Source organism: Deltaproteobacteria bacterium, from assembly GCA_009930495.1.
In the GTDB taxonomy this organism is placed as follows: domain Bacteria; phylum Desulfobacterota; class Desulfovibrionia; order Desulfovibrionales; family Desulfomicrobiaceae; genus Desulfomicrobium.
In genome coordinates, this window is the sequence record RZYB01000072.1 from 1 (window position 1) to 12,342 (window position 12,342).

The 12,342-nt window shown below is 60.2% G+C and carries 11 protein-coding genes and 2 tRNA genes; 8 read left to right on the top strand and 5 right to left on the bottom strand.

Features of this window, described 5'->3' with window-relative positions; all coding sequences use genetic code 11:
* From EOL86_07675 to EOL86_07695, 5 genes are all read right to left on the bottom strand, one after another.
* On the bottom strand, positions 1 to 661 hold a 661-nt coding region (locus EOL86_07675), incomplete at its 3' end, for a bifunctional DNA primase/polymerase (protein ID NCD25456.1).
* 67 nt (positions 662 to 728) lie between these two features.
* Positions 729 to 950 carry an AlpA family phage regulatory protein gene (locus EOL86_07680; protein NCD25457.1) on the bottom strand — a complete coding sequence of 74 codons (222 nt, stop codon included), beginning with the start codon at positions 948 to 950 and terminating at the stop codon, positions 729 to 731.
* Positions 951 to 1,408: 458 nt separating this feature from the next.
* Complete coding sequence (locus tag EOL86_07685) at positions 1,409 to 2,635, bottom strand: DUF4102 domain-containing protein (protein NCD25458.1); 1,227 nt, start codon at positions 2,633 to 2,635, stop codon at positions 1,409 to 1,411.
* Positions 2,636 to 2,914: 279 nt separating this feature from the next.
* Positions 2,915 to 3,004 (bottom strand) — tRNA-Ser (locus tag EOL86_07690).
* Positions 3,005 to 3,009: 5 nt separating this feature from the next.
* Positions 3,010 to 3,105 (bottom strand) — tRNA-Ser (locus tag EOL86_07695).
* Positions 3,106 to 3,136: 31 nt separating this feature from the next.
* Here EOL86_07695 and EOL86_07700 point away from each other — a divergent pair.
* From EOL86_07700 to bamA, 8 genes are all read left to right on the top strand, one after another.
* Positions 3,137 to 4,561 carry a homoserine dehydrogenase gene (locus tag EOL86_07700; protein NCD25459.1) on the top strand — a complete coding sequence of 475 codons (1,425 nt, stop codon included), beginning with the start codon at positions 3,137 to 3,139 and terminating at the stop codon, positions 4,559 to 4,561.
* Complete coding sequence (gene apgM / locus EOL86_07705; GenBank protein ID NCD25460.1) at positions 4,561 to 5,751, top strand: 2,3-bisphosphoglycerate-independent phosphoglycerate mutase; 1,191 nt, start codon at positions 4,561 to 4,563, stop codon at positions 5,749 to 5,751. Before EOL86_07700 ends, apgM begins: the two co-directional genes overlap by 1 nt.
* 74 nt (positions 5,752 to 5,825) lie before the next feature.
* A complete protein-coding gene (locus EOL86_07710) occupies positions 5,826 to 6,170 on the top strand; it encodes an acyl-CoA thioesterase (GenBank protein NCD25461.1) in 345 nt (114 codons plus the stop codon).
* Positions 6,171 to 6,173: 3 nt separating this feature from the next.
* A complete protein-coding gene (locus tag EOL86_07715) occupies positions 6,174 to 7,001 on the top strand; it encodes an amidohydrolase (GenBank protein ID NCD25462.1) in 828 nt (275 codons plus the stop codon).
* A gap of 78 nt (positions 7,002 to 7,079) precedes the next feature.
* Positions 7,080 to 8,588, top strand: a complete 1,509-nt coding sequence (gene lysS / locus EOL86_07720; protein NCD25463.1) for a lysine--tRNA ligase — start codon at positions 7,080 to 7,082, stop codon at positions 8,586 to 8,588.
* A 57-nt stretch (positions 8,589 to 8,645) separates the two neighbouring features.
* Complete coding sequence (locus EOL86_07725) at positions 8,646 to 9,875, top strand: lipoprotein-releasing ABC transporter permease subunit (GenBank protein ID NCD25464.1); 1,230 nt, start codon at positions 8,646 to 8,648, stop codon at positions 9,873 to 9,875.
* Positions 9,868 to 10,545 (top strand): ABC transporter ATP-binding protein, encoded by a 678-nt coding sequence (locus EOL86_07730; protein NCD25465.1) that lies wholly within the window; start codon positions 9,868 to 9,870, stop codon positions 10,543 to 10,545. Before EOL86_07725 ends, EOL86_07730 begins: the two co-directional genes overlap by 8 nt.
* Positions 10,535 to 12,342 (top strand): outer membrane protein assembly factor BamA (gene bamA / locus EOL86_07735; protein ID NCD25466.1); only part of this gene is annotated, 1,808 nt, incomplete at its 3' end. The genes EOL86_07730 and bamA, both read left to right, overlap by 11 nt.

The window sequence follows — 12,342 nt, forward strand, 5'->3', positions numbered from 1 at the left end:
TGACCTGGACGGCGGGGACTGGTGCCCGTTCCGGCCTGGGCCGCGCGGCCAGTCGATCCAGCCACAGGGTGGGCAGGTCCACGGGCTCGGTGTCCCGTACCCATACATACGGCCCGCGCTCATTCCTGGACGGCGGGACCACGACATAGCCGCCGTCGCCCCGGACATCCACGCCCTGGGCGATGCGACCAGCACTGCACGGGACGCGCCGGTCCGCGGGGTAGCGATAGACGAGCTGGTCGCCACCGGAGCCCGTGCGCTGGTGCCGCGTGGGGGGCAGTGGCCCGAGCTCCTGCTCCAGGTCGTGGCAGGCGGCGATACCGTCCACGTCTCCGTGGCGGTCGCGGTCGATGACCAGCCAGCCGGAAGCGGGCCCGGTCGGGATGCCGATACCGGCCACCCCTGGCCGAGCGAACATGGCCCGGGCGGCGTCCGGGTCGGTCGTGGCGTCATGATGGCCGTGGGCGGTCATGGGCTGCTTCCTGGCCGACACCGAGAATACGGGCAGGCCATGGGCCGCATACTCCAGGGCGGCGAGGAGGAGGTCGGTGGAGGGCTCACTCATGCGCACCTCCCGACCCGTCGCCACCGGGTGTACCGTGGCGGGTTGACGGCGCGGGCGCTCCGTGAAACAAGAGGGGCGTAATGTTTCACGGACCATGGACGGTCCGATCCCACGGCCTCCCCCACCCCACTCCGACGGGGGGAGGCTTTTTTTTCGGCCATGGCTACTTCCGGGCGGCGGCCAGGGACTCGATCAGGGCGTCGATGTCTGAGGACAGCCACGCCGTGGTCCGCGTGGACAGACGTATCGGCGCGGGGTACCGACCGGACGCCACACCGGCCCACCATGTGGACCGAGAGACGGGCACGCGCTCCAGGACGGCGCGCAGGCGGAGCAGACGGGGGGCGGACGTGGGGACGACGGGGGCGGATGTGGTGTCGGACATGGGTGTCTCCGTGGAGACGCGCGTGGCGGGAGATGACGGTCTGGCCACCGCTGCCCGGCAGGGCTGGACAGGGTGGGCTCGGATCGGTCATACATAGGGCACGGCGTCCCGGTATGGGTTACGGGGCCGGTCCACGTCGAGCTAGGTAGCGGGAGTGGACCGGCCAAAATGGGCCGTAAAACGCAGTAGTTGGCGCTACTGCGTTTTTTTGTCCGAAAAAATCCAGGTAAATGCAATACCGCACGTGAGCAGGTATCCGGGATCATCTCGCACGGGTATGTTCCCGTATCTTCCCGTTGCCGCCCGATGCGCCCTGGAAATTTTCCATTTCTCGTTTTTTCTCGTTTTTTCTCGTTTTTTTTGCTTTTCGGTCGGGGCTGTCCGGGCCAGTACAGTACCGTACCGACTGCATTTTTCGGATATGGACTGTACTGTCCATATCCGCCCCGCACAGTACATTATTTTCCTCCCACCACGGGGAGGGTCACCACCTTGCCCTGTTCCTTGAGGGCGTCCAGGTAATCCGCCCACCACGTCATCATCGCCTTCCGTTCGGGCAGGTATTGGGCGTGGTTGTACGCGGCCACCACCTTGTTTCGCTGGGCGTGGGCAAGTTGGCGCTCGATAACGTCATGCCGGAATCTCCCGCATTCGTTCAGCATGGTGGAAGCCGTGCCACGGAAGCCATGGGCGGACAGCTCAAAGCCCATGGCGATAAGGGCAACACGGAGCGCGTTCTCGGACATGGGCCGCCCGTTACGGCCAGGGAATACATACTGGCCGTCTCCGGTCAGGGGCTTCAGCTCGGACAAAATGGCCACGGCCTGGGGAGCCAGAGGCACGATATGGGGCTCCTTCATCTTCATTTTTTCCGCTGGGATGCGCCACTCAGCGGCCATAAGGTCAACTTCGGTCCACTCCATCTTGCGGAGCTCGCCAGGGCGGACAAAGAGCATGGGGGCCAGCTTCAAGGCGCACACCACCGGGAAGGTGCCGGAATAGGCATCTATGGCCCGAAGCAGTTTCCCGAGGTCGGCGGGAGTGGTGACGCATTTATGGTGCTGGACAGGGAGCGGCTTGATAAGGCCGCGTAGGTTCGTGGTGGGATCGTATTCAACAAGGCCCTCGACCACCGCGTAGCGCATGATCTGACCAATCTTTTGGAGCTGGCGACGGGCAGTTTCAACCGCCCCACGGGCGGCAATACGTTTTACCGTCTCGCGGATGATGTCGGCCTTGACTTGGCCAATGGGTAGATGACCGATCCATGGAAAGACGTTCTGCTCCAGGCGCTGGATGATGTCCTCGCCATATCCCTGGGTGATCCGCCGTCGGTGGTGGTCAAACCAGTCACGGGCCACTTTCTCAAAGGTGGCTTCGTCCTTGGCCTCCTGCGCCTTGAGTTCTTTTTTGGCGGCCTGCTTTTGCGCGGAAGGGTCTATGTCTTGAGCGAGGAGGGTCATGGCTTCGTCACGCCGGTCCCTGGCCAGCTTCAGGGAGACAGCGGGGTAAAGCCCGAGGGATAGCGTCCGCTCTTTGCCCTGGAACACATAACGGAGCTGCCACCTCTTCCCGCCAGATGTCGCCACGGTAAGAAAGAGCCCCCCGCCGTCCCTCAATCGGTAGTTCTTCTCGCCAGCCTTGGCTTGTTTGACTTTGATGTCCGTCAACAAATCCCGCGCCATACGAATCGCCTCCGGTAACAGTCGGGTAACAAACGGGCAACCGAGACTGGCCAGATACAGGACACGATAAGGAGGTGGGTAGATAAACACACCCGCGCCAGCGAGTGATTACCCGTTTGGGCGTCATCGGTTACTTGTTGCCGGGGAAGTTACCCGCATTGCGGGACCATGGCAATGGACGACAAAAGACAGGAAGGACGGTAATGAACGAATAAGTAGGCGGAATAATTGGAAGTCGAGACTTTATAGGCCAAAAAAAAGACGCAAAAAAGCGTCTTATGGCGGAGGGTTAGGGATTCGAACCCCAGATGCCCGTAAAGGCATGCCGGTTTTCAAGACCGGTGCAATCAACCACTCTGCCAACCCTCCAAAAATGGCGGAGAGGGAGGGATTTGAACCCTCGATAGAGGTTTACGCCCCTATACTCGCTTAGCAGGCGAGCGCCTTCAGCCTAGCTCGGCCACCTCTCCGCGACGAAGAAGCGCTCTTACCCCTGGGAGGATGATTTCGTCAACCCCAAAAAACACAGCCCACGGCCTCCAATCTTTTGACAGACGAACACCGATCCGGATACAAACGACAGTTCGACTCGATTATCTTTTTTATGCCACTGTTTTCGTCGTGGAGGACACCTTGAACGACTCCGTCATTCATCTCGGCCTGGCTGGCCTCGGCACCGTCGGCTCCGGACTGCTCAAAATCATCCAGGAAAACAACGACTGGATCACGCGCCGGTTGGGCAAAAGCCTCAAGGTCAAGACCATCATGGTCCGCGACCTGGAAAAACCCAGAAACGTCTGCCCGTCCCCGGACACGACGTTCACCACCAATATCGACGACCTGATCAATGACCCCCAAATCGACATCATCGTCGAATTGGCGGGAGGCATCGCCTTTCCTCGCCAGCTCATCACCCAGGCGCTGGCCCATGGAAAATCCGTGGTCACGGCCAACAAGGCCCTGCTGGCCGAGCACGGACCGGAGCTGTTCGAAATGGCCGCGAGCAAGAATCTGGGACTTTATTACGAGGCCAGTGTCGCCGGCGGCATCCCAATCATCCAGACCCTCAAGGAAAGCCTGGCCGGCAACAGGATCAAGGCACTGACCGGCATCCTGAATGGCACGGCCAACTTCATCATGTCCGAAATGACGGACAAGGGCGAGGACTTCGCCACGGTCCTGGCCAAGGCCCAGGCCAAGGGCTACGCCGAGGCCGACCCGACCCTGGACGTGGAAGGCATCGACGCGGCCCACAAACTCGTCATCCTGATCCGGCTGGCCTATGGACAGGACTATCCCATGAGCCGTCTGACCGTCGAAGGCATCTCCCAGGTGGACCAGTTCGACATTACCCTGGCCCGGGAATTTGGCTATCGCATCAAGCTCCTGGCCCAGGTCCGGGACAAATCCGGCCTGCTCCAGGGCGGAGTCTATCCGGCCCTGCTGCGGGAAGACCATATCCTGGCCAAGGTGGATGGGCCGTTCAACGCCATCCTGCTGGAAGGCAACGCCGTGGGCCCGGTCATGCTCTATGGGCAAGGCGCCGGCGACCTGCCAACGGGCAGCGCGGTCCTGGCCGACATTCTGGCGCTGGCCAGAACCAATTTCACCCCCAACAACACCGGCTTTCTCGAATCGCGCCTGCCCCTGGCCCAAATCCTGGCGCCGGAACTGACCGTGTTCCGCCATTACTTCCGCTTCACGGTCGTTGACCGCCCCGGAGTCATGGCCTCCATTGCCGGAGTCATGGGCGAATACAATATCAGCATTGCCCAGGTCGTGCAGCGCCAGTGCGCGCCAAACGACGGCGTGCCCATCGTCTTCATCAGTCATTCGGCCCAGATGCAAAACGTCGCCGCCGCCCTGGATACCATCAAGAAATCCAGCTTCGTGCTGGCTCCACCCGTTCACTATAGGATCATCTGATGTCCAAAGTGCTCTTTCTCGTGGCCGACGGCATGGCCGGCTGGCCCCTGGATATTCTTGGCGGACGGACCAGCTTGGCCGCCGCCCACACTCCGACCATGGACACCCTGGCCCGGTCCAGTCGATGCGGCCGCTGTCAAACCGTGCCCGAGGGCATGGCCCCGGGATCGGACGTGGCCAACATGGCCCTGCTCGGATACGACCCCAGACAGCATCATACCGGACGCGGCCCCATCGAAGCCGCGGCCCAGGGCCTGCGTCTGGCCCCGGACGACCTGGTCTGGCGCATGAATCTGGTCACGGTCTCGAAGCTGACGCCCACGGGCATCATGCGGGACTATTCCTCCGGGCATATCTCCACCCAAACCGCCACGCCACTCGTGGCCCGGTTGGCCGAAATCGCCCAGGACGGAATCTTCACGCCCGTTCCCGGCATCCAGTATCGCCACCTGCTCGTGCAAAAAAACGGGGCCACCACACCAGCGGCCACCTTGGCCATCCGACCGCCCCACGACATCCTGGACCAGAGCATCGACGAGGACCTGCGCGCCTTTGCCAGCTTTCCGGAGATGGACGCCTTTATCCGTCGGGCCCACGCCTTTCTGGCCAATGAACCCTCGTCGACGGCCACCTCGATCTGGCCCTGGGGCCAAGGCCGCCCACTGAACCTGCCAGACTTCCACCAGCGGCGGGGACTGCGCGGCGCCGTGGTCTCGGCCGTTGATCTGGTCAAGGGGCTGGGACGCGCCGCCGGCATGGAGGTGGCGGACGTGCCCGGCGCCAACGGCCTCATCGACACCAATTACGAAGGCAAGGTTCAAGCCGCCCTGGAATTTCTGACACGCGGCGATTTTGTCTACGTGCACGTGGAAGCGCCGGACGAATGCGGCCACATGGGCGATGCCGACCTCAAACGCCAGTCCATCGAACTCTTCGACCAGCGCATCGTCGCGCCCGTGCTCGACGCCCTGCGCGACACGGACGCGACCATCGTCATCACCTGCGATCACTTCACGCCCGTTGTCCGGCGCACGCACACCGTGGATCCGGTCCCGTTCCTTGTCCACCGAACCAGAGTGCCCAGCCCGGACGGGCCGTCCGCCTTCACCGAGGACACGGCGGCCGCCAGCGGGCTGTTCCTGCCACATGGCGAGGATCTCATGGCCCTGGCCCTGGAGTCCGCCTCGTGACCGCGATCGACGCCAAGGACGCGCGCCCGTCTTGCTGGCTGGCGCATCGCGTCTCCTATGGCGAAACCGACGCCATGGGCGTTGTCTATTATGCCAATTATCTTCATATGTTCGAACGTGGACGAAGCGAACTGATCCGAAGCCTGGGCTTGAGCTACGCCACAGTGGAAGAACGTGGCATCTTCCTGCCCGTGCGCGAAGCCCAATGCCGCTACGTCGCTCCGGCCCGATACGACCAGATCGTCCAAATCCGGACCGAACTGGCCGGACAAGGCCGAGCCAGCCTGTCCTTTGCCTACGCCATCATGGACGAAAACAAGACCGCGATCCTGACCAGGGGCACGACCCAGCACGCCGTGGTCGACGCCTCCGGCAAGCCGACCCGCGTCCCGGCGTGGTTAACCGCCATGTTCGGATAAACCATGATCGACTGCCACGCGCATGTTTTCCCGCCCAAGGTCGGGGCCAAGCTCATGGCCTCCATCGGGAGGGAATTCGGCAGGACGCCAGCGGGGGACGGTTCCGTGGGCGACCTGCTGACGCGCCTGGACCGAGCGGGCCTCGCGCGGGCCATTTGTCACACGGCGGCCCTGCGCCCCGACCAAATGATCCCGGCCAACACATGGATGATCAGTCTGGGCCGCGACCATCCCCAGCTCGTGCCCTTCGGCACGATCCATCCCGGACATCCCGACTGGAAAGGCCAACTGGACCGCCTGGAACGGCACGGAATCCTCGGAATCAAGCTCCACCCGGATTTGACCGGCATCCCGTTGGACGCGGACTCGTGGCGACCCATCTGGGAAACAATCCAGGGCCGATTCCTGGTCGTGCTGCACATGGGCGGCACGGGACCGGGCCAACCGACCCTGTCCAGACCCAGGGCACTGGCCCGCGTCATGGACGAGTTCCCCCGTCTGGAGTACATCGCCGCCCATTTGGGCGGGTTGTTCTGGTGGGAAGAAGCGCTGCGGGAACTGGCGGGGCGCCCCCTGTACCTGGACACAGCCGGCTGTCCCGAAGCCATCCCGCCGGAAATCTTCAACGCCATCCTAAAGCGGCACGATCCCGGGCGCATCCTTTTTGGCAGTGACTATCCCCTCTTTTCTCCCGAGCAGGAGCTCGCGGCCCTGGGCCGGCTGCTCGCGGACGGGCCGGTCGCCCTGGACACGATCTTGGGCAATGGCGAGCGTCTGGTCCGCAGTCTGGACGACCAGCATAAACATGCCGGCGCGCCGCGCCAGCATTGACTTTTCTTGACGGCAAGTCCAAATTCCAATACCCGCGTGTTTTTATTTGGCGCGACTACTCTCACACGGAGACCTTCCTTGACACAAGATCAAACCAATACCCCCAACGAAAAGCAACTGCTGCGACACCGCAAGGAAAAAGCGCAGTTTCTGCTGGACGCGGGTATTCCCCTCTATCCAAACGATTTTCGCCGTACCGCCGAAATTGGTGACGTTCTGGACATACATGGCTCCAAAACCGAGGACGAACTGCTCCAGGACGACATCACCTTCGCGGTCTGTGGGCGGATCATGGCCCACCGCTCCTTTGGCAAGGCGACTTTTTTTCATATTCAGGACGTCTCCGGCCGCATTCAGGTCTATGCCCAACGCGACGACCTGGGAGCGGAAGCCTATACCGTTTTCAAAAAATTCGAAATCGGAGACATTGTCGGAGTCACCGGAACCCTGTTTCGGACCAAGACCGGAGAACTGACCATCAAATCAGCCTCGGTTCGTCTCCTATCCAAATCCATGCGCCCCCTGCCGGAAAAATATCATGGGCTCAAGGATGTCGAAACCCGTTACCGCCAGCGCTATGTGGATCTTCTGGTCAATGACCGGGCCAAAGAAATTTTCCGCAAGCGCACGGCCATTGTGCAGTTCATCCGCACGTTTCTGAATGAACGCCGCTTCATGGAAGTGGAAACCCCCATGATGCAGCCCATCGCGGGCGGCGCCACGGCCAAGCCGTTCAAAACCCACCATAACGCCCTGGACATGGAACTGTTCCTGCGCATCGCGCCGGAACTCTACCTCAAACGGCTCCTGGTGGGAGGATTTGACCGGGTCTATGAAATCAATCGCAATTTCCGCAATGAAGGCATTGACACCAGGCATAACCCGGAATTCACCATGATTGAATTCTACTGGGCCTACGCCACCTTCGTCGACTTGATGGATTTGACCCAGGATATGTTCAGCAGTCTGGCCCAAGCCGTGAACGGAACCCCTCTCGTGGAATACCAGGGCGACATCATCGACCTGAAGAATGGCTGGGTGCGCATGCCGTTCCATGAATCCCTGGAAAAAATCGGCGGCGTCTCCCCGGAAATCTATTTGGATTACGACAAGTGCAAGGATTTGGCCCTGAAACTCGGGGAAGCCGTGCAGAAAGACGAAAAACTCGGCAAGCTCCAGGCCAAGGTGTTCGACAACCTAGTCGAGCCCAAGCTCATCCAACCGCATTTCATCTACCATTACCCGACGGACATCTCGCCCCTTTCGCGCAAAAACGACGAAAATCCCGAAATCACGGACCGATTCGAGCTCTTCATCTGCGGTCAGGAAATGGCCAATGCCTTTTCGGAGCTGAACGATCCCTATGATCAAAAAAACCGATTCGAGGAACAGGTACGGGAAAAAGCGGCCGGAGACGACGAGGCCCACGCCATGGACGAGGACTACATCCGCGCCCTGGAATACGGCATGCCCCCGGCCGCGGGACAAGGCATCGGCATCGACCGGCTGGTCATGCTGCTGACGGACTCTCCTTCCATCCGGGAAGTCATCCTTTTCCCATTGCTGCGTCCGGAAATCGCCTCCTAGCCCGACCCATGGGCCACGCAACGTTTTCCAGGGCTCCAACACACACGGCGAGTCACCATGCACTTTGAACTCTTTGTTTCGTTGCGCTATCTTTTGGCACGCCGCAAACAAGCCTTTATTTCCGTCATCTCCCTGATCTCGGTGTTGGGCGTGGCCATTGGCGTGGCCTCGCTGATTGTTGTCCTGGGAGTCATGAACGGATTCAGTGAAAATCTCCGGGACAAAATCCTGGGCATCAATTCCCACCTCATCCTGGGCAGTCTCAAACAAACCATTCCCGATTATGACAGACTGGTGCGCAGGAGCCTCGCGACGGAAGGCATCGCCGCGGCCACGCCCTTCATCTACTACGAAGCCATGCTCTCCACGCCGAGCGGCGTGAAAGGCGTGATTTTACGAGGTATAGATCCCCAAAGCGCGGGCACGGTCCTGACCGTGGAAAAGGACCTGATACTCGGCTCCTTGGCCGACCTGGATCGATCCACGGAAGAGCCGGGCATTGTCATCGGCAAGGAGTTGGCCACCCGCCTCGGACTGACCCTGGGCGACCGCGCCAGTCTCCTCTCGCCCAGCGGCAAAAAATCCGCAGCCGGATTTTCCCCCAAGATCATGTTCTTCACCGTGGTCGGGGTTTTCCACTCGGGCATGTACGAGTATGATTCATCCCTGGCCTTCGTGTCCATCCCGGCCGCCCAGAAGGTGCTGGGTTTCGAAACAGACGTGGTCACGGGCATCGAGTACAAAGTCACCGACATCGACAACGTGCAACACATTGGTGATCTCCTGGTCCGCAGCCTGGGTGGCTTTCCGTACTATTCGCGCAACTGGATCGAAATGAACCAAAATCTGTTTTCGGCGTTGAAGCTGGAAAAAACCGCCATGGCCGTCATCCTGATCATGATCGTGCTGGTGGGCTCCTTTTCCATCATCACCACCCTGGTCATGATGGTCATGGAAAAAACCAAGGACATCGCGGTTCTCATGGCCCTGGGCGCGACTCCCACGCAAATTCGCAATATCTTTATCCTTCAGGGTACCCTCATCGGAGCCGTGGGCACGGCCCTGGGCTTTGTCCTGGGATTGGGCGTCTGTTCCCTGCTCAAAAAATATCAATTCATCAAGCTGCCTTCCGATGTCTATTACCTGGATCATCTGCCCGTGAAAATCGAGCTCATGGACATTTCCTGCATCGGCCTCGCGGCCCTGGCCCTGTGCTTTCTGGCCACCCTCTATCCGGCGCGCCAAGCAGCCAGAATGCACCCCACCGAGGCGCTGCGCTATGAATGACCTTTACCGGCTGGAAAGAATCGCCAAGGAATACGAACAGGGCGAGGACACAGTAACCGTGCTCAAGGCCTTGGATCTGGTCGTGCGACCAGGAGATTCCCTGGCCATCGTCGGCGCGTCCGGCTCGGGAAAAAGCACGCTTCTGCAAATCATGGGCACCCTGGACGTGCCTTCGTCCGGTCACATTTTCTTCAAAAACGAGGACATCTCGACCCTCGGCTGGAAGGATCGGGCCGCCATTCGCAACCGGAATATCGGCTTTGTCTTCCAGTTCCACCACCTTCTGCCCGAGTTTTCGACCCGGGAAAACGTGGCCATGCCCGGAATCATCGGCGGCATGCGCCGCGCGGAAGCCCTGGACAAGGCCGACGCGGCCCTGCATCGCGTGGGGCTTGCGCACCGCCTCCATCACAGGGTAACCACCCTGTCCGGCGGCGAGCGGCAGAGAGCCGCCATCGCCAGGGCCATCCTGCTGGAGCCAGAAGTCATCCTCGCCGACGAACCCACGGGCAACCTTGACGAACGCACTGGCAGGGAAATCAATGAACTTTTGGTGCATCTGAACACGGATCAGGGCGTGACCCTGATCATTGTCACCCATAACGCCGAACTCGCCCAATGCATGCGGCGCACCTTGGAGCTTCGTTCCGGAGAATTGTATGAATCATAAAGTTTTTCCGCTTCTGCTAATCTTCTTTTCCCTGTTCCTGACCACGTCGGCGCGGGCGGAAGAAAAGTCCAAGGTGATCATCTTGCCTTTTGCCATCAACGCGGGCCCGGATCTGGCATACTTGGAGGATGACCTCCCCAAGCTTCTGGAAAAACGCCTGGCCGACATGGGAATCGATGTCGTGCCCCAGACCGAGACCATGAATCTTCTCCAGGCCCAGCGCGTTGAATACCTGGATCTTGATATTGCCCGGGACATGGCCCTTTTGACGGGTGCCAGTCACGCGGTCTACGGTAGTTTTAGCCAGGTCGGAGACGACATCAGCATCGACTCCCGACTGGTTGACGCCCACGGAATCAAAGCCGCCAAACCCTTCTTCGTGGTCAAGTCAGGCATTATCAACATTCTCCCCGCGATCGACGAAATCGCGGCCAAGGTCAAAGTCAACCTGGACCAACGGGACCGCATCGCGGCCATCGACATCCGGGGCAACGAAATCCTAGACGACGACGTGGTCCTGATGCGCCTCAAAACCCAGATCGGCGACCCATTCGATCCCAAGGCGATCAATCGCGAGCTTAAAAACCTATACGATCTTGGATATTTCGACGACATCGAAATGTCCATGAAGGACGATGTCGATGGCAAGCACCTGGTGATCACGGTCAAGGAAAAACCCCTCATCCAGGCCATCAGTGTCGAAGGCGCCCAGGAACTGGACGCCGACGACATCCTGGCCGCTATTTCCACCAAAACTGGAGCGGTCCTGAACCCCAAGGTCCTGGCCGACGACATGGGAAAAATCCGGGAACTCTACCGAAAAGACGGATACTACAACGCCGTCATCGACTACAAACTGGATCAGGCCGACGCCAAGCGGGCCCGCTTGAACATCGTGGTGAACGAAGGGAAGAAACTCTATGTCACGGACATCGTCATCCAGGGCGCCGATCAACTCGACCCCGGCGAGCTCAAGGACGAACTGGCCTTGTCCGAACGTGGTATGTTTTCCTGGCTGACGGGGTCGGGCATCCTGCGCGAGGAGATCTTGGACCGCGACGCCGCCGCCCTGGAGGCCTATTATGGAAATCGGGGATTTCTGAACGCGCGCGTCGGTCAGCCCCAGGTCAGCTACACCGAGGACGGGATCACCGTCACCTTCCAGGTCGAGGAAGGCGCCCGCTACAAAATCGCGTCCGTGAATTATGCCGGCGAAATGCTGGCCCCGGGCGAGGATTTGAACAAAATCGTGACACTGGACGACCTGGCCGCCAAGGATGGGTACTTCGACCGCTCCGTGATGCGCTCGGATCTGCAAAAATTAAGCGAGTACTACTCCAACTACGGCTACGCCTTTGCCGAAGCCGATGCCAAAATGGATCGCGATGACACCAATAACTCCATAGCCCTGACCTATGTCCTGTCCAAGGGCACCAAGGTTTCCATCAACCAGGTCTTGATCGAGGGGAACACCAAAACCCGGGACAACGTCATCCGCCGGGAAATGCGCCTGGCCGACGGCGACGTCTACAACGGTGACATGCTCCGCCGCTCCAATGCCCGTCTGACCAAACTTGACTTTTTCGATACAGTGGAGATCACGCCCGAGCCCACGGGAAGCCCGGAAACCTTGAACCTCCGGGTCAAGGTCAAGGAAAAATCCACGGGCCAGTTCTCGGCCGGTATCGGCTATTCCAGCTATTCGCAGGTCTTTTTCTCGGGCCAGGTTTTGGAACGCAACCTGTTCGGCATGGGCTACCAACTCGGTTTCAAGGGCACCATCAGCGCCAAATCCGC